This is a genomic window from uncultured Winogradskyella sp., from assembly GCF_947498005.1.
Lineage (GTDB): Bacteria > Bacteroidota > Bacteroidia > Flavobacteriales > Flavobacteriaceae > Winogradskyella.
In genome coordinates, this window is record NZ_CANMIW010000004.1 from 68,120 (window position 1) to 91,222 (window position 23,103).

Sequence of the window (23,103 nt, forward strand, 5' to 3'; positions counted from 1 at the left end):
TTATTTTATATAATGAATTCGTAAATTTTTCATCTAAAACGTAATATTTAGTCTAAAATAAAATCTTCCGTTTCTAAATTATCGATATATTGATCTAAATAATCATCGGAAAAATTAATGTCTATAAAATCTGTTTCAGACATATCTGCCGTTTTAAATAATGTTGCTAATTCGTCATAGCTATAATCTTCTTGGTATAGGTAGTTTTCTATACTTGCAGTGTCTATTGCATTTATATCTAATGCATCATCTTTATTAAATATTAAACTTACTAATAAAAGTAAACTAGCGGCAATACCTGCAACATAATAAAAAGTACGTTTTCTTGGTTTAAAGTTTATGACAGGTGTTTCAACTTTTTCTTCTAATTTATTTAAAATAGAAGTTTCAACAGTATCAAAATAATTTTCAGGAACAGCGAAACCAGGTGTTTCTATACCATTTATTATATCATCTTCATTTAAACGGTTTAAAATTTGTTCGTCTAAAGATTTGAAATAATGGTCTGGTGTTTTAAAACCAGAAGATTTAATGTTATGTATATGTTCTTTTTTCATTTTATGCTGAACTAGATTTAGTTCTTCCTTTATTATTTAATCTGTGTTCTATATATAAGACTTCAAATTTGTTAAATGGTTTAATTTGAAGTTAAATAGGCTTCTATTTTTTTTGCGGCAATGTGGTACGATGACTTTAAAGCACCTTCACTAGTGTCTAATATTTCGGCCATATCTTTATATTTTAAATCCTCAAAATAGCGCATATTAAAAACGAGTTGTTGTTTTTCTGGCAATGTTGCAATGGCTTCTTGTAATTTTAATTGAATAGAGTCTCCTTCAAAATAAACATCAGCTTCTAAATTATTAATAGCTTTAGTTTGATATTCTTCATTAGTAATCTGCAAACGTTTCGCATTCTTATTAATGAGTGTTATAGATTCGTTTGTGGCAATTCTATAAATCCAAGAAAACAATTGGCTTTCGCCTTTAAATTTATCTATACTACGATAGATTTTTATAAACGTGTTTTGTAGTACATCATCTGCATCGTTATGATTTTTTACAATCTTCCTTATATGCCAATACAAGCGCTCTTTATAGAGTTGCAATAATTCTCTAAAAGCGGCTTCTTTTTGTATTGGGTTTTTTAATCGTTCTATAAATTCTGATTCGTCAATCAAATGATTTATTTTATTATTTATTTCGAGTTGAAATAGTACTAATTAGACTTGTGAATTTACTAAAAGTTTAATGGATAAAATATTTAAAAAATTATCATATGTTAATTTTATTGAAAATCAGATAGTTATAATTGAAAATAACGACAAAATGCAAAAAAAACCGATAAAAAGCATTTTTTTCTTGCGTGGTATGTTTATTTCATTTATGTTTGTACCAGCTTAACCTATTAACCGTTATCAGTTCCCCAAATCTGATAACAACAGAGAAGGATGTGTTTAATTACACATCCTTTTTTTGTATATAAATAGTAAGTTATTTGTAGTTAATTAAACCGAATACGAATAGTATTAAATTTTATTCAAAACTTTGCATTTCTACAAGCTTTTTATAAACACCATTTTTAGAAATTAGTTCTGCATGTGTACCTTGCTCTGCAATTTCGCCTTTTTGCATTACTACAATTAAATTGGCATTTTGAATCGTAGATAATCGATGCGCAATGACAATAGAGGTTCTGTTTTTCATCATATTTTCTAAAGCATCTTGCACTAAACGTTCACTTTCTGTATCTAGCGCTGAGGTCGCTTCATCCAAAATCATTATTGGTGGATTTTTCAGAACAGCTCTTGCAATACTTAAGCGTTGCTGCTGTCCACCAGATAATTTTCCACCGGAATCACCAATATTAGTATGAATTCCTTTAGGTAGATCTTTCACAAATTCCCATGCATTCGCAATTTTTAAAGCTTCAATGATTTCTTCTTCAGAAGCATCTTCTTTTCCTAATAAAAGATTGTTTTTTATACTCTCATTAAATAGAATTGAATCTTGTGTAACCAAGCCCATTAAGCTTCTTAATGAATGTTTGGTAATGTCTTTAATATCTTGGCCATCAATAGAAATATGGCCTTCATTTACATCGTAAAAACGTGTAACGAGATTGGCTATAGTACTTTTTCCACTACCAGATTGTCCAACTAAAGCAACACTTTTTCCTTTAGGTACTGTTAACGTGAAGTTTTTTAATACTAAATCATCCTCATATTTAAAGGAGATGTTGTTTAGTTTAATTTCTGAAGTGAAATCACTTTTTACGCTAGCATTTGGCTTGTCTTCTAATAAAGATGGTGTTTCAATAATTTCTAGAACACGATCTGCAGCTGCATTACCAGCCTTAACCTTATAACTTGCTTTGCTAATCGCTTTTGCAGGCGTTAATATTTGATAGGCCAATGCCATATAGGTTATAAACGCTCCACCTGATAGACTTTTATCTATTAAAACCATGCTTCCTCCATACCATAATAGTGCAGCAATGGTTGCTATACCTAAAAATTCACTTGCTGGAGAAGCTAAATTTTGACGGTTCATTAATGTATTAGAGAAGTTGTAAAATCTATGGGTAGATTCTTGAAACTTATCATTAAATCGTTTTTCTGAATTAAACCCTTTTATAACCTTGAGTCCACTTAATGTTTCTTCTAAAGTTGAAAGAAATACACCTTGTTCGGTTTGCACACGATTAGATTTTTTCTTTAAACTTTTTCCAATTCTCGAAATTATTAATCCAGCGAAAGGAATAAATAGAAATACAAAAATCGTTAGTTTCATAGAGATTGTAAACATGGTTACAATTGCAAAAACTATGGTTAACGGTTCTTTTACTATAAGTTCTAATATGGCTAGCAAAGAGTTTTTAACTTCGTTTACGTCTCCAGAGATTCTAGCAATAATATCTCCTTTTTTCTTTTCAGAATAATAGGAGATCGGTAAAGTCATTACTTTATTATAAATAGAATTTCGTAGATCTTTTAAAACACCGTTTCTTAAAAAAGTTATGAAAAATAAGGCTAGGTAATTAAATATATTCTTCAGTAAAAACAGACTAATGATTAAAATAATCATGTATAGCAAAGTACGCTGTGGACCATCGCTTGCGTTAGTTGTAGTTACAAAATAATTTAAATAATCTTCGCCATAAGATTTTAGCTCAGTAATACCTTCATATACAGGTTTGGTGGTTAGTTGTTCAGTTTCACCAAATAACACGTTAATCATTGGCATCAAGGATACCATGGCTAACGTACTAAATAAGGCGTAAAGCACGTTAAAAAATATATTGAGGTAAGCATATCGCTTATATGGAACAATATACCTAGATAACTTTTTTATATAATCCATTAATTACAAATTCATATCCTTGAGGATATCGTCAATTCTATCTTCCAATAATTGCTCCGTTTTTTTGAAGTCTGCCGAATTGTCAAGATCTGTATTTACGCTAATATAAAATTTAATTTTTGGCTCAGTTCCACTAGGTCTTAACGCTATTTTACTGCCATCTTCTGTATAGTAAATAAGTACGTTAGATTTAGGAATATCAATTGGAGTTTCCTCATCATTTTGTAGATTTTTAGAGATTGATAAATCGTAATCTTCAATTAATACTACTTTTTGACCATTAATTTCTTTTAAAGGATTATTTCTAGCGTCAACCATCATTTGCTTAATTTCTTGTGCACCTTCAATTCCTTTTTTTGTTAATGAAATTAAACGTTCTTTAAAGAAACCATGTTCTACGTATAAGTCAATTAATTCCTGGTACATGGTTTTACCATTTGCTTTTGCTTGTGCTGCAATTTCGCATGCCAAAAGGGTAGAGGTAACGGCATCCTTATCACGTACAAAATCGCCTACCATAAAACCAAAACTTTCTTCTCCACCACCAATGAAATCCATAGTTGGAAAATCTTTAATCATTTTGGCGATCCATTTAAAACCAGTTAAGCCTATTTTACATTCTACATCGTAAGCATTGGCTAAAACAGTCATCATTGGCGTAGATACTATTGTAGAACCTACAAATTGATTACCATTTATGTTTCCTGATTTTTTCCATTGTTTTAAAAGAAAATCAGTCATTAATAACATAGTTTGGTTTCCATTTAGAATAACCAATTCGTTCTCTAGATTTCTAACAACAACACCTAAACGATCACAATCAGGATCTGTACCAATAACAATATCTCCATTTACCTCTTGAGCTAATTCTGTTGCCATTTTAAGCGCTTCTGGCTCTTCAGGGTTTGGAGAAACTACAGTTGGGAAATCGCCATTTGGTACGCGTTGTTCTTCAACAATATTCACATTAGTAAAACCAGCACGTTTAAGAGTTTCTGGTATGGCTGTAATTGAAGTACCATGTAATGACGTAAAAACAATATTTAAATTTTCTTTCGCTTCTGCAGAAGTGTCAAAACTTCCGTTTTTTACAGAAGCATCAATAAATACATCATCCACATCTTTTCCTATATATTGAATAAGATCTGAATTAGATTCAAATTTAATTTCAGAATAATCAATTTTATTGATTTCAGCAATAACGCCAGCATCTTGAGGTGGTACTAATTGACCACCATCTTGCCAATACACTTTATAACCATTGTATTCTGGCGGATTATGAGATGCGGTTAAAACAATACCACAATGGCAATCTAAATGTTTTAATGCAAAAGATAATTCTGGTGTAGCTCTTAAATCTTCAAATAGATATACTTTGATCCCATTAGCAGAAAATACGTCTGCCACAACTTTTCCAAAAGTCTTACTATTATGCCTACAGTCGTAAGCTATAGCAACCTTCACATCTTCGTTTGGGAATGACTCTTTTAAGTAGTTACTTAGGCCTTGTGTGTTTTTACCTAACGTATATTTGTTAATTCTATTGGTACCTAAACCCATTATACCACGCATTCCACCAGTTCCAAATTCTAGATTTTTGTAGAAACTCTCTTCTAACTCTTTAGGATTAGAAGCAATCATATCTTTGATTTCTTTTTGAGATTCTTTGTCAAAAGTTGGCGTTAGCCACGCATTTACACGGTCTAAAATTTCTGGTTTAATATGAATCATGGTTGTATAGTTTTATTAGTGATTAATAAATAGTTAAACAAAAATAAACAATATACAAATTGAAACCGACTAACTAGCCCAAAAATCTAAACCTTATTTAAGATTGAGGTTGTCCTTAATAAAATAGCGTTGTTGCTGACGGTTAGAGCGTAAAATAAGCTCGCCTAAAAACCCTGCGATAAATAATTGCGAACCAATTATCATTGTTGAAAGTGCAATGTAGAATTGCGGACGATCTGTTATAAGTCTGCCAGTTGGATTCAGAAATAACTTATCGATTCCTATATAAAATGAAAATCCAAAACCAATGAAAAACATAATGACACCAAGTGCGCCAAATAAGTGCATAGGTCTTTTTCCAAAACGCGATATAAACCAAATAGTAATAAGGTCTAAGAAGCCATTGACAAAACGATTCATACCAAATTTGGTATGCCCATATTTTCTGGCTTGGTGTTTTACCACTTTTTCACCGATGTTCATAAAACCTGCATTTTTAGCTAATACAGGAATATAGCGATGCATTTCTCCATAGACATCAATATGTTTTACAACCGTGTTGCTATAGGCTTTTAAACCGCAGTTAAAATCGTTTAGCTTAACACCAGATGTACGTCTGGCAGCCCAATTAAATAATTTTGAAGGTAAGTTTTTAGAGAAATAAGAATCAAAACGTTTCTTTTTCCAGCCAGAAACAAGTTCATAACCATCATCTTTAATCATTTTAAAGAGTTCTGGGATTTCCTCTGGATTATCTTGCAAATCTGCATCCATAGTAATGACAACATCACCTTGTGCTTTTGCAAAACCAGCATGTAAAGCTTGAGATTTACCAAAGTTTTTTAGAAACCGTATACCTTTTACAGATGGATTTATATTACCAAGCTCAGAGATAATTTCCCAAGACTTATCAGTACTACCATCGTCAATAAACAGAATTTCATAAGAAAACTGATTGGATTGCATCACAGATACAATCCAATTGTGTAATTCTTTTAAAGATTCTTCTTCGTTAAGTAGTGGTATTACTACTGATATATCCATTGAGTATTGGTCTAATTACTAAACTTCAAAAATAGAGAAAATAATTAAGGATACTAACGGTCATTTTTTAGAATCGCAGATATAATTAAAGAGACAATAAAACCAAAGAATAAACTCCCAAGAAGCATCATTGTAGCAATAAAAAATTCTGAAGTAGAAATATTAAGCATTTTAGTTGCCATTTCTAATTGCTCACCTTGCATGTTAGGATTTTGCTCCATCATTTGTGCATATGCTTCCTCTTTTTTACCTATCAGAAATTCAGGAATTACATACGCATAATGAATTGCCGAGTATATCGCAGATATAAGTCCACCAAGTAATGCCATTGCCATTCCGGTTTTTAGACCATCTTTAATCCTTAGTGCATTGCCATTCTGCTTTTTATAAGTGTTAATGCCAAAATAGTAAATTGCAATTGTAGCAATTGTACTAAGTACGCTAGCAATCCAGTGACTTTCAATGTTTAAAGCATATAAAATAATTAGGCTTGCTATAGTTAAAAGCCCTAAATAGAGTCCATAATTATATGCAATTGGTTTAATAGATGGCTTATTTGGTTCCATAATAGTGTTAATTTATTGGTTAATTAATTAGTTAGTACTCAAAGTTACATAAATGTTACATACATTTGATAAATAAAATTTAGTAAAAAGATTGTAGATTTATAAAAATTACTTAAATTTGCACCTCGAAAAATTGAATACAATTAAAGCATTTAGCGATGAAAGCAGGAATACATCCAGAAAATTATAGAGTAGTAGCGTTTAAAGATATGTCTAATGAAGAAGTATTTTTAACAAAATCTACAGCAGATACAAATGAAACTATTGACGTTGATGGAACTGAATATCCATTAGTGAAATTAGAAATTTCTAGAACATCTCATCCTTTTTATACTGGTAAATCTAAGTTAGTAGATACTGCTGGTCGTATTGATAAGTTCAAAAACAAATACGCTAAGTTTAAAAAATAAGCATAGTCTACCGATAATCGAAAAAGCCTTTCTAATTAACAGAAAGGCTTTTCTGTTTTGTACAATTAAGCTACTTTTGAAACGTTAATAGAAGTTATAAGTTTCGCTATTAACCTAAATCAGTAATCTCATTATGAACTATATACTATTTGACGGTCCGTACAGAAATAATTTATTACCATTTACATATACAAGACCAGTTGCAGATATTAGAGTTGGTATTTTAACCATTCGTCAAAAATGGGAGTCATACTTAGAATATACAACTACAACTATTACTGAAGACTATTTGTCTGAAAAATTTCCGATGGTTGAGATGGAAGATAATATAATAATTAATGCTTCATTTCTTCCAAATACTGAAGTTGTTGAAATTGTAAAAAACTTAAAACATAACCAAGCTTTATTTAAAGATGAAGATGTTATTGCATTCTTTGCAAAGGAAGGAGAAGAGCATGCGGATTTTTCAACTTTCGAAGCTATAGAGTTACAAAACGATATTCTGAAAATTGAACATACTTGGGATATTTTCTCTAAAAATGGTGACGCTATTTCAGAAGATTTTGATCTTATAACCAAAGGCCGAGAATCAGAACCAATACCAGATACTGTACAAACCATAAATAGCGAAAACATTTTTATAGAAAAAGGAGCGACTTTAAATTTTGCTATTCTTAATGCCAGTTCTGGACCTATTTATATTGGTAGAGATGCTGAAGTAATGGAAGGTTCTATGGTAAGAGGTCCGTTAGCGCTTTGCAACAATGCAGCATTAAAATTAGGAACAAAAGTTTATGGACCTACAACGGTTGGTCCTCACAGTAAAATTGGAGGAGAAGTAAATAATTCTGTAATTTTTGGCTATTCTAATAAAGGTCATGATGGGTTTTTAGGAAACTCAGTATTAGGTGAATGGTGTAATTTAGGCGCAGACACTAATAATAGTAATTTAAAAAATAACTACGCAGAAGTTAGACTTTGGAATTATGAAACCGAAGGTTTTGCAAAAACCGGACTGCAATTTTGTGGACTAATGATGGGAGACCATAGTAAATGTGGTATTAATACTATGTTTAATACTGGTACGGTTGTTGGAGTAAGTTCTAATATCTTTGGAAGTGGTTTTCCACGTAATTTTGTTCCTAGTTTTTCTTGGGGCGGAAATAGTGGATTTGTAACCTATAAAACTGCAAAAGTATTCGAAGTAGCTAAAGTAGTAATGTCTAGGAGATCTATTGAATTTACAGAACAAGACAAAGCTATTTTAGAGCATATATATGAAGAAACAAAACAATATAGAAGAGAATAATATGAATTTAAACCCCAAATTAAGCCTACTTTTTTTATTTATTGTAACACTTGGTTTTTCTCAAGATGTTGAAGTTAATAAACTTGAAATCAATAATAAACTCGATCATTTTGCGGCTAGAGTTGTAAATGATAAAATATTTTTTAGCTCAAATCTTACAAGAAAAAACGGTCGTGTAATTCTCGATAAATTTTCTCAAACACTTTATGGTATTTATGAAGGTGTCGTTGCTGAAGATGGAGAAATTGAAGATGCTAAACTAGTAAAGCGAAAAGAAGTTGGTATGCATAACATGACGGCTGCCACGTATTCTAAAGATGGAAAATATATGTATTTTACATCTAACCAAACTGAAGCTGGTGATAATAAATATCAAGGTAAAAACACTTTTAACCTTTTAATTCAACGAGCAGAGTACGAAGAAGGTAAAGGTTGGACAAACTTTACAACGCTTCCATTTTGCGATAAAAACTTCAACTATTTACATCCTGCTTTAAGTCCAGATGGTAATACATTATATTTTGTATCTACAATAAAGGGCACAAAAGGTAAATCTGATTTATATAAAGTATCTGTTACTGATCACGAAACTTATGGAGAAATTACAAAACTCAGTGAAGACATTAATTCATCAAGAACTGAAATTTATCCGTTTGTGAGTTCTGATAATAAACTTTATTTTTCTTCAGATAGAAGAGGAGGATTAGGAGGATTAGATATTTACTGTTACGATTTAAATTCTTCAAATTTAATGAAACCAGTATTATTGTTAGATGAGCCTATTAATAGCAAAGGCGATGATTTTTCATTCTTTTTAAATGATGATTTAACCACTGGTTATATTTCTTCTAGACGTTCGCGAGGCGAAGGTGGAGATGACTTATATTATTTCAAGAATTTTAAAATTGAAGACGGAGAGTAACCATTTAGTCTTTTGTTTTTCTAACAGATTTTAATTCTAACAAGTTGGTTGGGTTTATGCCTAAATCTTTTATGTTTTTTCTTGAAAACCTTACCACTTCGTCATAGAATAAAGGTACTATAGGTGCAGAGTCCATAATTAAGGAGTCCATTTTAGTATATAATTTTGCTCTCACATCAGGATTTGTTTCGAGATAAGAAGCTTCATACATTTTGTCAAATTCCTCATTTTTAAAATGAGTGTAGTTTGGTCCATTAGGAGCAAAATTTTTACTGTAATATAAACTCAGGTAATTTTCAGCATCAGGATAATCTGCAATCCAACTGGCTCTAAAAAAATCGACTTGTCCATTCGCTTTTGCATCTTTTAAACTTGATGGTGGTATTACATCCACATTTACAAGTAAACCTGTTTTTTGTAATTCTCGCTGAATAAATTCGCAAAAACTGAGGTAATTACTCGTAGTAGTTAACGTTATTTCCGGGTTCTTTATTCCTGTTTCGTTTATAAATTCTGATACTAGTTGCTTTGCTAATTCTGGTTGGTATGTATAACCAACAGAAGCATCAAAACCAGGTAATCCCTTTGGGATAAATCCACCATTGGCAGGTATTCCTATTCCATTTCTTAAATAGGTCATCATTTTATCCCGATCAAACCCTACATTAATTGCTTTTCTCAGTTTTAAGGATTGAATGGTGTTGACCTCGGTTTCCATAAAGAAAGCTAAGTACTCTGTATTGAGATAAGGACCTCTAATCATTTTTACATCGTTGGCATATTTTGGCCTAAGTTGCCCGTCTGCAGTTAAAACTTCATCTTTATAAGAACCATCTAAACCAGAAACAAAATCTATATTTCCTTGAGCAAACTGAAGAAATTCACTTTGCTTATCTGGTAAAAAGGTAATAGCAATAGCTTCTAAATATGGCAAGTTTTGACCGAGAGAGTCCGTTTCAAAATAGTTATTATTTTTTCTAAAAACCAATTTTAAATTTTCCTCCCAACGTTTAAATTTAAAAGGACCTGTGCCTATAGGATGAGATCTAAAATCGGTACCATAATGTGATACAATTTCTTTAGGAACCACAGAGCAATATTTCATGGTTAAAAGTCCCAAGAATGCTGGGAAAGGTTGCTTTAAATTAATTTGAAAGGTAGAATCATTTACAGCCGTGAAGTTTTCTACTTTACTTAAAACCCAACTTCCAGGTGAAGCAATAGATTTATCACGAAGCCTATTAAAGCTATATTCAAAATCTTGAGCATTAACGGTCCTAGTAGAATCTTGGTTAAACAATTTATGCTTGTGAAAAAACACATCATTTCGAAGTGTAAATGTATAAGTCTTAGCACTGTCAGTGATTGCCCAATGTTTAGCGATAGCTGGTATTACATTAAGCTTATTGTCCATTTGAACTAAGCCATTAAATAACTGATGTGTCGCCCAAATATCTGCTAAATCCTTTGAAAAAGCAGGATCTAAAGAACCAATATTTTTATGTTCATTATATCTAAAAACTAGGCTGTCTTTGTTTGAGTTAGATGAATTGTTACAAGAAACTAACATCCATACAATTGAAAAACAAATGACTTTGAAACAGTTGGCCTTATAAACGTTGGTTTTTTGAGTCATAATTATCCTTCAGGAAGTGCTTTCCATTTTTTAATAATTCTAGCATAAAATAATAAAAACACTATTGCTGCTACAAAATAAAAGAAGCTCCAATTTACTTCAAGCCAATCGAAAATGGTATGACATTGGTAACCTGATGTGTAATAATCTTCACGTGCTCTGCAGGCATCTTCTTGATGTGTTGAAATAATACCAGTTATTAAAAGTAAGTACAGCGGAAAACCAATAATAGAAATATTGACACAAATACCAATGATTAGTTTATGGAATCGATCTGAAAAAGTGATTGGTATTAAAAGTATCAATGTAGCTAGTATCAATAAAAAATATAAAATTACATAGGATGTAATATCATCATTTGGCACTATTAGATATGATAATGTTGTACCTAATAATGCAACTGCCATACCTATGACTCCAACAGTAATTACTGCAAATAACAAGGGTTTTATACCTGTAGTTCTAAACATCAAAATAATGCTTGTGAAGAAGAAGGCAAACCACATGAAAAAGTGTATGCTATCTGCAAAAGGAGTAGAAGCCTTAATATCTTCTATATTATCAAAAACATTTTTTAAGGATGCGTTAGAATAAAAATGATTAGTAACTCTATCTACATAAAATTGTTCAAACTTGGTGCGCTCATAGGTATAACCTTCACTATCAAATGTAAAATTGTCTTTTGGTCCAGTTCTTATAAAATGTTTAACTTCAAAATTATTTGGTTGATAAACTAAGTCTGTCCATTTTTTAGCTGTTAAGTTGTGAGGTATTTTATAGGCGTCCGAAATTTTTAAAAAGTCATCAATTAAAGTATTGATTTCTTTTTTGTTACTTCGGTCTAAAAGCTCTGCGTTGCGTTTGTTTCTATAAAATTGTCTGATAGATGTTTTTTCGTTATCGTAACGATTATAATCTAAATTTACAGAGTGCGATATTTTATTATATTGGTTAGCCTCTAAAGTGTTAAATAGAGTGTCATTACGAGAAATGTAAAATGATGTTGAAGCGTTATAAAAACTTGGTTTAATGGTTTTTATAAATGGTTTAATATTAACCACAGTATCTTTTAAGTACAATATAATGGTACTATCGAGCTCTTTTGTATATACAGGAGAGAGTAAGGTTGTATCTTCGCTATATTCGTTAGAGATATACCTATGTTGATCTTTAGTAGGGATTTCTTTAGTTTTAATAGAGTAGAATTGATATTTTTCTCCAGCAAATTCTTCATATGATAAACTATGGTCAATAAATTCTTCTGTAGTTTCACAATACAAATCATAAAATAACTTTGGATAATTACGTCTATCAATAGTATAATCGCTTACGTTTTCTGAAAAGAACATTGCCATATCGTTAGCGATCTCTATTTCTTTTGAAACTTGTACATCTGGATATTTAAAAGCGATATAAGATTTTACACCATAATTGTATGATAAAAAGAAGGTGCTACAACTATATATAATGACAATATAGCTAAGGAATTGCCCAAATAATTTTAAATTAGAAGTAGGATAAAAATTCTTAAATCCATTGTTTTTAAACATATAAATAAGCCAGACTACCAATAGTAGCACGGAAACCATAATTGTAAAATAAACAGTGCCATTTTTAAAAAAGATATCTTTTATGTTATAATCATGCAGTATTTCAGGATTTGTTAACGTAAAAAATCCGAAAACAAAAAATAACAGGTGCAGTAATAATGCACTTAAGAGCATCCAGACTAAACGTGTATTCCAAATGGTAGGATATCGTTCTAATAAATATTGATTGATATTATATATAAGTTTCTTCATGTGTAAATTCTAAATGTTAGGATACAAAAAAGCGTCTTGTAGAAGCTGTTATATTTCTTGTGTATGTTACTTCTATTTTATGCTTTCCTAAGGCTTCAAGTACTGATGAAAAATTAGTAGTGTTCTCAAAATAAGCGACGTAAATACCACCATTATAAATTAACTTACTGATATTTAAATCCGTGAAGACAGTCAACAAAGTATCGCGTTCTGCTGTACAATCAATTTCAACAATGAGTTGGTGATCTTCATCAGAATTATCAGTTGTGTTGTCTTTATATTTTCCATCTTTCAGATATATGACTTTGTCTGAAATCTTTTCAACTTCATATAATTGTTGAGAACTAAGAATCAATGCAATAGGATTATTTAGAGAATTACACATAGATTTTAAATCTTCTAAGATCACTTGCTGTGCTAAAACATCTAAATTAGCTAAAGGTTCGTCTAACAAAAGTAATTCTGGTTGTCTTAGTAAGGTTCTTGCTAGTTCAAAGCGCATTTTGTAACCAGAAGAAAGTTCGCTCCATTTTAAATGTTTGTAATTCCATAACCCAAAACGAGCAATCATCATTAAAACTCTAGTTTCATTTTCTTCGGGCGAAATTCCGTAGTTAGATAAAACAAATTTTAGATTGTCTTTTAAGCTACCATACCATTTTTGCGTGCGCTGTGGAATGTACACTAGGTTAGTGCGTAAATCATAATTTGAATTATAAGAAGTATCAAAATTAAAATCTAAACTTCCGGAATTAAACTTTAATTCTTTGGCTAATATTCGCAGTAAAGTGGTTTTTCCGTTACCATTTTCTCCCACTAATCCATAAACTTGGCCTTTTCTGATATTAACAGAGATTGGTCCTAATTTAAAGCGGTTTACACCATAGCTTTTAGATAAAGACTTGCCCACAACTACAGGATTATTAGTGTTGTATGCTGTAATTGGTATTTTAGAAACTTGGTCTAAAATGGCTAAAGATTTTTTAATAAACTCATCATCTTGCTCTGGATGTTTTTCTTTCCAATCGGTCAGTTCTATGACTTCTTTGTATAAATTTAAGTCTTGCGTATCAATAACACAATCCATCAATTTACGATAGCCAAGAACGGTATCATTATTATTGTAGAAAGAAATAACCTCCTTAATTCGGTCTTCAGCTTTAGACATATATTCTGGTTTAATATTTTAACGTTAGCGGTGTCTAATAGATTGCAAGACCACTAACAATTGCGTAAATTTGCACACTTAAATTTTGCAACGAGTAAATATAATTTATTAAAAACGCTGCACCAAGTTTGAAATAATAAAACATGGAACAAAAAAAAGTCGCATTTTACACGCTAGGCTGTAAGCTTAATTTTTCTGAAACTTCTACTATTGCTAGAGGTTTTACAGAAGAAGGATTTAACCGTGTAGACTTTAAAGACAAAGCAGATATTTATGTAATTAATACTTGTTCTGTCACAGAAAATGCCGATAAACGCTTTAAATCTATTGTAAAGCAAGCACAGAAAAATAATCCTGAAGCTTTTGTGGCAGCTATCGGTTGCTATGCGCAACTAAAGCCAGAAGAGTTAGCAGATGTGAATGGCGTAGATTTGGTATTAGGCGCAACTGAAAAATTTAAGATTACAGATTATCTTAACGATTTATCTAAAAATGATTTTGGAGAAGTACATTCTTGCGAAATTGAAGATGCAGATTTCTATGTTGGCAGTTATTCTATTGGTGATAGAACTCGAGCATTTCTAAAAGTCCAAGATGGCTGTGATTATAAATGTACGTATTGCACTATTCCGTTAGCAAGAGGAATTTCTCGTAGTGATACCATGACTAATGTTTTAAAAAATGCTGCAGAAATTTCTGAGCAAGGCATTAAGGAGATTGTATTAACAGGTGTTAATATTGGAGATTATGGAAAAGGCGAATTTGGTAATAAAAAACACGAACACACCTTTTTAGATTTAGTAACAGAACTCGATAAAGTAAAAGGTATTGAGCGCTTAAGAATTTCTTCAATTGAACCTAATTTATTAAAAAACGAAACTATAGATTTGGTTTCAAAATCGAGAGCCTTTGTTCCTCATTTTCATGTACCATTACAAAGTGGAAGTAATGCTATTTTGAAAAAAATGAAACGTCGTTACATGAAAGAATTATATGTAGATCGTGTTTCTAAAATAAAAGAAGTAATGCCACATGCATGCATTGGTGTAGATGTCATTGTTGGTTTTCCTGGAGAAACGGATGAGTTGTTTTTAGAAACATATAATTTTTTAAGTGAACTAGATATATCTTATCTTCATGTATTTACATACTCTGAAAGAGATAATACGGAAGCTGCCGAAATGGAAGGTGTTGTTTATAAAAACGTAAGAGCTAAACGTAGTAAAATGCTACGTGGTTTATCTGCTAAAAAGCGAAGAGCATTCTATGAAAACCAATTAAACTCTGAAAGAACTGTGTTGTTTGAAGGCGAAAACAAAGAAGGTTACATCCACGGATTCACGGAAAATTATGTAAAAGTAAAAACACCTTGGAATCCTGAGCTTGTTAATACATTGCATAAAGTAGATTTAACAGAAATCGATGAAGATGGATTAGTAAGATTTAATTTTGTATAAATCTTAAACACTTAAGTAGTTGATAAAAAAAATCCGAAACTTATAAAGCTTCGGATTTTTTTAGAATTATTTAATTTTTTCAAATTATATGCGAATTCCTACTGGTAACATTCGCTTATATTTTCGGTTTCTTCTTACAAATTTTGCAATTTCAGGACTTGTTGGTACTACGCTGATGTTTCTTTCTTTAATGTTAGAAAATACTAAATCAATAAAATCGAGTTCAAACTCGTCTGTTCTTATAGCATCTGGAATTATCATTTTTGTTAAGAATATCTTACGTTCTTGTAAGGAATATTCGATAATTGCCATTTCGTTTTCAACGTTTAATTCAAATTGACGCAGAAAATCATTGTCAATCAATTCAGCAGTTTCTGTCATAATTTTTATTTATTAAATTCAGCGGTTGGCGTGTAGATACTATAAAAATATATAGTTTTGCGTTGCAAAGGTACAAAAAATCAAGCAATTTATTAGGTTGTTGATGTTAAAACCTTAAATTGTAAAGAATTAAGACGTCCCATTTAAACTGTTTTAAGACCTATGGATTCTAAAATAACTCACGTGTATTTAATGCCTGGTATGGCAGCAAATCCATCAATTTTTGAAAATATTCAATTGCCAAAAGACCAATTTGAGATGCACTGGTTAGAATGGCAAATTCCTGATAAAAATGAGACGCTTAAGGCATATGCAATTCGTATGTGTAAATTTATAGTACATGACAATGTTGTTTTACTTGGCGTATCTTTTGGTGGTATCTTGGTGCAAGAAATGAGTAAGTATATTAGCTTAAAAAAACTGTTCGTTGTATCGAGTGTAAAATCGCATCACGAGTTGCCAAAACGATTAAAATTACTTAAAATAACTAAAGCCTATAATATATTGCCTACTCAAATAGTTAGTAATATAGATTTGTTAGCTAAATATGCCTTTGGTGAAACCATAAAGAAGCGCGTAGATTTATATAAAAAGTATTTGTCTGTTAATGATAAAACATATCTCGATTGGGCCATTAAACAAGTGGTTTGTTGGGATCAAGAAGAAGCTCATGCCAATGCAATTTATATTCATGGTAGTAAGGATAACGTTTTTCCACATTCATGTGTTGGAAATTGCATAATTATTGAAGGTGGTTCGCATATTATGATTATCAATAAGTATAAATGGTTTAACGAAAATTTACCAAAACTAATCAATCCGTGAATTTGAATCTTGCTCATAGATTGATTACATTTATAAATTAGAAAAAAAGAAAAGTTATGAAATTCATAAAAAATAGTTTAGCCTTAGTAGGAATCATAAGCATATCTGGCTTATTTATTTTCGCGATGCAAAAGTCGCCAGACGACAAAGCACCTTCAGATTATCAATTGGGAAAAGAAGATCCTATTATAAATAATTATAACGTATACGCCTTAGAAATGCCAGAAAATTTAAATTTTGCTGGTGAACCTGTACCTGTAGAAGATCCTGATATTTACGAACGCATGGATCGTGAATTGTTAGTCAACACGTATTGGCAATCTAATGGACTTTTAATGTTTAAACGTGCTCAGAAATACTTCCCAATTATAGAGCCAATTCTTGAAAAAAATGGTGTACCAGACGATTTTAAATATTTGGCTGTTATTGAGAGTGGATTAATTCAAACGGCAAAGTCTCCTGCTGGTGCAAGTGGTGTTTGGCAAATTATGAAAGCAACAGGAAGAGAGAATGGTTTAGAGGTTAATGATAATGTTGACGAACGATATAACCTTGAAAAAGCAACAGAGGTGGCTTGCGATTATTTAAAGAAAGCCAAGCAAAAATTAGGATCATGGACTAAAGCTGCTGCTGCATACAATGCAGGAAATTACGGTGTATCTAAACGATTGAAAGCACAAGACGTTACTGGTTATTATGATTTGCTTTTAGGAGAAGAAACAGGTCGTTATGTTTTTAGAATTGTTGCGTTGAAAGAAATTCTTTCTCATCCAGATAAATATGGATTCAACTTTAATAAATCACATTTATATAAAGAAGTGCCAACGTACAAAGTAGAAGTAGATACAGCAGTGACTGATTTTGCGAAATTTGCAAAACGTTTTGGTATCAACTATAAAATTTTAAAACTTCATAATCCTTGGTTAAGAGAAGCTCATTTAAATAATAAGTCGCGTAAACCTTATTTAATAGAAATACCTAAGGAAGGTTATTATTCTGCTAAACCTTAATTTTTGGAGTTTGTTAGAAACCATATCTGGCAAATTTTAATTGCATTAAATTATACTATTGCTTTATCAGCAGTAGTGACTATTCTATTAAAAAAAATAAACCCAACAAAGTCATTAAGCTATATTATTGGCTTGTTGGCTTTTCCGTTTTTGGGTTTAATAATGTATTACCTCTTTGGGCAAGAATACCGTAAAACTAAAATTTTTGATAGAAAACGGGTTTTAAATCAGTCAACGATTAAAAAGATTCAACAACAGTTAGAGTTAGATACTAAACAGATCAATGAAGTTGATGATTTATTAGATCAAAAGTCAAAGTTAATTCCGCTATTATATAATAATGAAAAATCTAAGCTAACGATTAATAACGAAGTTAAGCTTATAAAAAATGGAGATGATAAATTCAAAATCCTTTTTACTGACATTAAAGAAGCAAAGCATCACATTCATCTTGAATATTTTGTAATTAAAGATGATAAAATAGGAACAGAAGTACTAAATCTGTTGTGTAAAAAAGCCAAAGAAGGTTTAGAGATTAGAATTGTAATTGATGACGTTGGGAGTTCTATTACTTCTTCTATGAAGCGTAAGTTAAAAGACTGCAATGTAGAAATGTATTCTTTCATGCCAGTATTGTTTACAAAATTTACAGGGCACATGAATTATCGCGACCATAGAAAAATCATTGTTATTGATGGTAAAATAGGCTATGTTGGTGGTGTTAATATTTCAGATAATTATGTGAATGCTAACAATAATCGTTATTGGAGGGATACACATATTCGTGTTGTTGGTGAAGCTGTAAAACAGTTGCAGATATTATTTTTTACTGCTTGGGATTTTGTTAGTAAAGGATCAACCGAAATATCTAGTGCTTATTTTCCAGAGCATGGCTGTAAAGAAAATGTGCCTTTGCAAATTGCGGCAAGCGGACCAGATACTGATTGGTCTAACATTATGGAAGCCATTTTTGTGGCTATCACTACAGCGGAAGATCACATCTATATAACAACACCTTATTTTATACCAAATGGAGAAATAGTAACAGCGCTTCAAGTAGCAGCACGAAGTAATATTACGGTAAAGATTATTGTACCTAAAACTTCAGATTCTTGGATTGCAGAATATGCTACAAATTCATATTTACAGTTACTACTTGAAGCAGGAGTAGAGGTTTATCAATATACCAAAGGTTTTATACATGCTAAAACTATGGTTGTAGATGGTGTGTTTAGCACAGTTGGTACCACAAACATGGATTACAGAAGTTTCAATATTAATTTTGAAGTCAATGCCTTAATTTATAATAAATCATTAGGAAAACAACTTACTGATTTTTTTACAGACGATTTAAAGGATTGTGAAAAACTAGAACTAGAAACTTGGGTAGAACGCTCTAAACGAACAAAACTTATTGAAGCCACAGCTAGATTAATGGCTCCATTATTATAAGTTCTATAAATGTATAATCTGCTATTACAATAAGTGTCATTAAAAAAGGCTTAAACAAATAAATGTTTAAGCCTTTTTTATTTTAATAAACTAATAAGAATATTAACGTCTACTTCTACGATTTTGTCTTGCAGAAGTTGGTTGACCATATTGTTGTTTTGGAATTACAGTCTTTTTCATTTGTTGCTTCATCATTTTTATTTGATCAGCTAACATATCTCTTTTATCTAATTTTTCAGCTTCAGCTAATAATTTCATCGCTTCAGGTTTTCTACGTTTAGAAAAAGCGATTCCGGCTAAATTAAGTTTCGCCATAGCTAAATCATGATCCATAGATAAACCTAAGTTAATTGCTTTTTTAAAATAGCCTTCAGCCTCATTCATATTAGTTTGAGAAACCATGATGCCATTTAGGTAGTTTAAATACCCTTGTTGCTTCTTTACTAAAGCGCCTTCAGGATTTTTTATTTTGTCTAACCATTTCTTTGCTCCAGGAAAATCTTGCTTTCTTAACTTTAAAAAAGCTAATAAAATTAATTCGTTTTTAAAGTATAAGAATATAAAAATGGTAGAAAGTAATATATACATTATACCATTACCAATGTAACCTTCAGTGAATTGATAGATGCCAAAGCCAATGATTAAAGCGGCAATAACTAACTTTATATTTTTATTAAACATATTTCTGAGTATTTTTGCGGAGCGCAAAGGTAATAAAAATCTATATAAAAATTTTTATTTTCACACTTGCTAAAGTAAAAACTTGTTGTATATTTGCACGCAGTTTTGAGGTAGCCCTCAATCAATTAAAGAAAAATTAGTTTTTAAATATATAAGTCATGCCGAAAAGAACATTTCAACCGTCAAAAAGAAAGAGAAGAAACAAACATGGTTTCAGAGAAAGAATGGCTTCTGTTAACGGAAGAAAAGTTTTAGCACGTAGAAGAGCTAAAGGAAGAAAAAAATTGTCTGTTTCAACTGAATCAAGACATAAAAAATAATGATTAACAATTGTTAATATATTAAAGGCGTTACTTAGGTGTAACGCCTTTTTTTGTATCTATTTGTTAACTATTTTTGCACAGCTAAATAATTAAAAAGAAATCGTATAAAATATAATACCTATTCTCATGCCAAAAAATAATAGCTTAAAATCAATTTTATTAATCGGATCAGGACCTATAGTAATAGGTCAAGCCTGTGAGTTTGATTACTCTGGTTCTCAGGCATTAAGATCTTTGAGAGAAGATGGAATTGAAACCATTTTAATTAATTCTAATCCTGCAACAATCATGACAGATCCTACAATGGCAGATCATGTTTATTTGTTGCCATTGACGACTAAGTCCTTAATTCAAATTTTAAAAGATCATCCTCAAATCGATGCTGTATTACCTACAATGGGTGGTCAAACTGCTTTAAATTTATGTATTGAAGCAGATGAAAAAGGAATTTGGGAAGATTTTGGTGTGGAAATTATTGGTGTAGATATTGATGCTATAAATATTACTGAAGATAGAGAAAAGTTTAGAGAATTAATGTTAAAAATTGGTGTTGGCATGGCACCTCAGGCAACAGCAACCTCTTTTTTAAAAGGAAAAGAAATAGCACAAGAGTTTGGTTTTCCACTTTGTATTAGAGCATCATTTACGCTAGGTGGAGCAGGAGCTTCTATTGTTTATGATGAAAAAGAATTTGACGAAAACTTAACAAGAGGTCTAGAAATTTCCCCTATTCATGAAGTAATGATAGATAAAGCTCTTTTGGGCTGGAAAGAGTATGAGCTTGAGTTACTACGTGATAGTAATGACAATGTTGTGATTATATGTACTATTGAAAATATGGATCCTATGGGAATCCATACAGGTGATTCAATTACTGTGGCACCAGCAATGACATTGTCTGATAAAACGCAACAAAAAATGCGAGATATGGCTATCCATATGATGCGTAGTATTGGAGACTTTGCAGGTGGTTGTAATGTTCAGTTTGCGGTTAGTCCAGATGAGGAGGAAGAAATTATTGCAATTGAAATTAATCCACGTGTATCACGTTCGTCTGCATTGGCAAGTAAAGCTACAGGTTATCCAATTGCAAAAGTTGCAGCAAAATTGGCGTTAGGTTATACTTTGGACGAGTTAAATAATCAAATTACAAAATCAACATCGGCTTTATTTGAACCGACATTAGACTACGTAATTGTTAAAATACCACGTTGGAATTTTGATAAATTTGAAGGTTCAGACAGAACATTAGGTTTACAAATGAAAGCTGTTGGAGAGGTAATGGCTATTGGTCGTTCGTTTCAAGAAGCCCTTCACAAAGCAACACAATCTTTAGAAATTAAAAGAAATGGATTAGGTGCAGACGGAAAAGGTTATAAAGATTATGATACTATTATAAATAAATTGAAATATGCGAGTTGGGATCGTGTTTTTGCTATTTATGATGCTATAGAAATAGGTATTCCATTGAGCCGTATTTTCGAAATCACAAAAATTGACATGTGGTTCTTAAGGCAATATGAAGAATTATTTCAACTTCAAAAAGAGATTTCTACAAATACCATAGATTCATTAGACCGTGAGTTGTTATTAGAAGCGAAGCAAAAAGGTTATGGAGATAGACAAATAGCACATATGCTAGGTTGTTTAGAAAGTGAGGTTCGTAATAAACGAATGGAACTGAATATTAATCGTGTTTTTAAATTAGTAGATACGTGTGCTGGCGAATTTAAGGCTCAAACTCCGTATTATTACTCAACTTTCGAAAGTGAGGTTGAAACACCATCTGGCGAAGTTTACGTGCATAACGAAAGTATAGTTTCAGATAAAAAGAAAATCATTGTTTTAGGCTCTGGTCCAAACAGAATTGGACAAGGTATAGAATTTGATTACTGTTGTGTACATGGTGTTTTAGCTGCTGCAGAATGTGGTTATGAAACCATTATGATTAACTGTAATCCTGAAACGGTTTCTACAGATTTTGATATTGCAGATAAATTATATTTTGAACCTGTATTCTGGGAACATATCTATGATATTATTCAACATGAAAAACCAGAGGGTGTTATTGTTCAATTAGGTGGACAAACCGCTTTAAAACTTGCTGAGAAGTTAGAAAAATGGGGTGTTAAAATTATGGGAACTAGCTTTAAGGCTTTAGATTTAGCTGAAGATAGAGGTAGTTTTTCAAACATATTAAAAGAACATAATATTCCTTATCCAGAGTTTGATGTTGCAGAATCTGCAGATGAAGCTTTAGCGATAGCAGATGTTTTAGACTTTCCTATTTTAGTGAGACCATCTTATGTATTGGGTGGACAAGGAATGAAAATTGTGATTAACAAACAAGAACTAGAATCTCATGTTATTGATTTATTAAAATCTATTCCTGGTAACAAATTACTATTAGACCACTATTTAGATGGTGCTATTGAGGCAGAAGCTGATGCTATATGTGATGCAGAAGGTAATGTCTATATCATTGGTATCATGGAGCATATTGAGCCTTGTGGTATTCACTCTGGTGATAGTAATGCAACGCTACCACCTTTTAATTTAGGTGAATTAGTGATGCAACAAATAAAAGATCATACGCATACTATTGCAAGGGCATTGAATACAATTGGATTAATTAATATTCAGTTTGCCATTAAAGATGAAGTTGTTTATATCATTGAAGCTAACCCAAGAGCATCGAGAACCGTACCTTTTATTGCTAAAGCCTACAAAGAACCATATGTTAATTATGCGACTAAAGTAATGTTAAGAGAGAAAAAAGTTACTGATTTTGATTTTAATCCTCAATTAGATGGTTACGCGATTAAACAACCCGTTTTCTCATTCAATAAATTCCCTAATGTGAATAAGAAATTAGGACCAGAGATGAAAAGTACAGGAGAAAGTATTTTATTTATTGATAGTTTAAAGGATGATCAATTTTACGATCTTTATTCAAGAAGAAAAATGTATTTAAGTAAGTAGTTGGCACAATTTTCGCGTGTATACTAAGTATATCAATTAATA

20 protein-coding genes are annotated in these 23,103 nt (G+C 31.3%); 9 read left to right on the forward strand and 11 right to left on the reverse strand.

Features of this window, described 5'->3' with window-relative positions; translation table 11 throughout:
- Window positions 1–47: 47 nt before the first annotated feature.
- From Q0891_RS08500 to Q0891_RS08525, 6 genes are all read right to left on the reverse strand, one after another.
- Window positions 48–557: a hypothetical protein gene (locus tag Q0891_RS08500; RefSeq protein ID WP_299100727.1), complete on the reverse strand. Its 510-nt coding sequence runs from the start codon at window positions 555–557 to the stop codon at window positions 48–50.
- A gap of 80 nt (window positions 558–637) precedes the next feature.
- Complete coding sequence (locus Q0891_RS08505) at window positions 638–1,180, reverse strand: RNA polymerase sigma factor (protein WP_299100729.1); 543 nt, start codon at window positions 1,178–1,180, stop codon at window positions 638–640.
- Between the two features lie 355 nt (window positions 1,181–1,535).
- Entirely contained in the window at window positions 1,536–3,362 is a 1,827-nt protein-coding gene (locus tag Q0891_RS08510; RefSeq protein ID WP_299100731.1) for an ABC transporter ATP-binding protein, read from the reverse strand.
- Window positions 3,363–3,365: 3 nt separating this feature from the next.
- A complete protein-coding gene (locus Q0891_RS08515) occupies window positions 3,366–5,093 on the reverse strand; it encodes a phospho-sugar mutase (protein ID WP_299100733.1) in 1,728 nt (575 codons plus the stop codon).
- Window positions 5,094–5,186: 93 nt separating this feature from the next.
- Window positions 5,187–6,137 (reverse strand): glycosyltransferase family 2 protein, encoded by a 951-nt coding sequence (locus Q0891_RS08520; protein WP_299100735.1) that lies wholly within the window; start codon window positions 6,135–6,137, stop codon window positions 5,187–5,189.
- 53 nt (window positions 6,138–6,190) lie between these two features.
- Window positions 6,191–6,703 carry a DUF4199 domain-containing protein gene (locus Q0891_RS08525; RefSeq protein ID WP_299100737.1) on the reverse strand — a complete coding sequence of 171 codons (513 nt, stop codon included), beginning with the start codon at window positions 6,701–6,703 and terminating at the stop codon, window positions 6,191–6,193.
- A gap of 158 nt (window positions 6,704–6,861) precedes the next feature.
- Here Q0891_RS08525 and Q0891_RS08530 point away from each other — a divergent pair, with 158 nt between their 5' ends.
- The 3 genes from Q0891_RS08530 to Q0891_RS08540 all read left to right on the forward strand — a co-directional run bounded on the left by Q0891_RS08530 (window position 6,862) and on the right by Q0891_RS08540 (window position 9,344).
- Window positions 6,862–7,113, forward strand: coding sequence for a type B 50S ribosomal protein L31 (locus Q0891_RS08530; RefSeq protein ID WP_173280421.1), 252 nt, complete (start codon window positions 6,862–6,864; stop codon window positions 7,111–7,113).
- Between the two features lie 133 nt (window positions 7,114–7,246).
- Window positions 7,247–8,422 carry a GlmU family protein gene (locus tag Q0891_RS08535; RefSeq protein ID WP_299100739.1) on the forward strand — a complete coding sequence of 392 codons (1,176 nt, stop codon included), beginning with the start codon at window positions 7,247–7,249 and terminating at the stop codon, window positions 8,420–8,422.
- Entirely contained in the window at window positions 8,391–9,344 is a 954-nt protein-coding gene (locus Q0891_RS08540; RefSeq protein ID WP_299100741.1) for a hypothetical protein, read from the forward strand. The genes Q0891_RS08535 and Q0891_RS08540 overlap by 32 nt, the downstream gene beginning before the upstream one ends.
- A 4-nt stretch (window positions 9,345–9,348) precedes the next feature.
- Here the strand turns inward: Q0891_RS08540 and Q0891_RS08545 are convergent, their stop codons facing one another.
- The 3 genes from Q0891_RS08545 to Q0891_RS08555 form a co-directional block, all read right to left on the reverse strand.
- Entirely contained in the window at window positions 9,349–10,914 is a 1,566-nt protein-coding gene (locus tag Q0891_RS08545) for an ABC transporter substrate-binding protein (protein WP_299101211.1), read from the reverse strand.
- A 68-nt stretch (window positions 10,915–10,982) separates the two neighbouring features.
- Window positions 10,983–12,782 carry a hypothetical protein gene (locus Q0891_RS08550; RefSeq protein WP_299100743.1) on the reverse strand — a complete coding sequence of 600 codons (1,800 nt, stop codon included), beginning with the start codon at window positions 12,780–12,782 and terminating at the stop codon, window positions 10,983–10,985.
- A gap of 16 nt (window positions 12,783–12,798) precedes the next feature.
- Entirely contained in the window at window positions 12,799–13,950 is a 1,152-nt protein-coding gene (locus tag Q0891_RS08555) for an ATP-binding cassette domain-containing protein (RefSeq protein WP_299100745.1), read from the reverse strand.
- 143 nt (window positions 13,951–14,093) lie between these two features.
- On the opposite strand from Q0891_RS08555, the gene mtaB reads away from it, so the two are divergent.
- Window positions 14,094–15,407 (forward strand): tRNA (N(6)-L-threonylcarbamoyladenosine(37)-C(2))-methylthiotransferase MtaB, encoded by a 1,314-nt coding sequence (mtaB, locus tag Q0891_RS08560; RefSeq protein ID WP_299100747.1) that lies wholly within the window; start codon window positions 14,094–14,096, stop codon window positions 15,405–15,407.
- An 84-nt stretch (window positions 15,408–15,491) separates the two neighbouring features.
- Here mtaB and Q0891_RS08565 read toward each other — a convergent pair whose 3' ends face one another.
- Window positions 15,492–15,788 carry an N-acetyltransferase gene (locus Q0891_RS08565; protein ID WP_299100749.1) on the reverse strand — a complete coding sequence of 99 codons (297 nt, stop codon included), beginning with the start codon at window positions 15,786–15,788 and terminating at the stop codon, window positions 15,492–15,494.
- Window positions 15,789–15,950: 162 nt separating this feature from the next.
- Here Q0891_RS08565 and Q0891_RS08570 point away from each other — a divergent pair, with 162 nt between their 5' ends.
- Genes Q0891_RS08570 through cls form a run of 3 tightly spaced genes read left to right on the forward strand, consistent with a single transcriptional unit; the run spans window position 15,951 to window position 19,075 of the window.
- Window positions 15,951–16,613: an alpha/beta hydrolase gene (locus Q0891_RS08570; protein ID WP_299100751.1), complete on the forward strand. Its 663-nt coding sequence runs from the start codon at window positions 15,951–15,953 to the stop codon at window positions 16,611–16,613.
- Window positions 16,614–16,669: 56 nt separating this feature from the next.
- The gene (locus tag Q0891_RS08575; RefSeq protein ID WP_299100753.1) at window positions 16,670–17,623 is read left to right on the forward strand and encodes a lytic transglycosylase domain-containing protein; all 954 of its coding nucleotides are present in this window, start codon (window positions 16,670–16,672) and stop codon (window positions 17,621–17,623) included.
- A gap of 3 nt (window positions 17,624–17,626) precedes the next feature.
- A complete protein-coding gene (cls, locus tag Q0891_RS08580) occupies window positions 17,627–19,075 on the forward strand; it encodes a cardiolipin synthase (protein WP_299100755.1) in 1,449 nt (482 codons plus the stop codon).
- 102 nt (window positions 19,076–19,177) lie between these two features.
- Here the strand turns inward: cls and Q0891_RS08585 are convergent, their stop codons facing one another.
- Window positions 19,178–19,756 (reverse strand): DUF2892 domain-containing protein, encoded by a 579-nt coding sequence (locus Q0891_RS08585; RefSeq protein WP_299100758.1) that lies wholly within the window; start codon window positions 19,754–19,756, stop codon window positions 19,178–19,180.
- A gap of 158 nt (window positions 19,757–19,914) precedes the next feature.
- On the opposite strand from Q0891_RS08585, the gene rpmH reads away from it, so the two are divergent.
- Both rpmH and carB read left to right on the forward strand, forming a co-directional pair.
- Window positions 19,915–20,076 carry a 50S ribosomal protein L34 gene (gene rpmH, locus Q0891_RS08590; RefSeq protein WP_115818167.1) on the forward strand — a complete coding sequence of 54 codons (162 nt, stop codon included), beginning with the start codon at window positions 19,915–19,917 and terminating at the stop codon, window positions 20,074–20,076.
- A gap of 129 nt (window positions 20,077–20,205) precedes the next feature.
- Window positions 20,206–23,061 (forward strand): carbamoyl-phosphate synthase large subunit, encoded by a 2,856-nt coding sequence (carB, locus tag Q0891_RS08595; protein ID WP_299100760.1) that lies wholly within the window; start codon window positions 20,206–20,208, stop codon window positions 23,059–23,061.
- The last annotated feature ends 42 nt before the right edge of the window (window positions 23,062–23,103 follow it).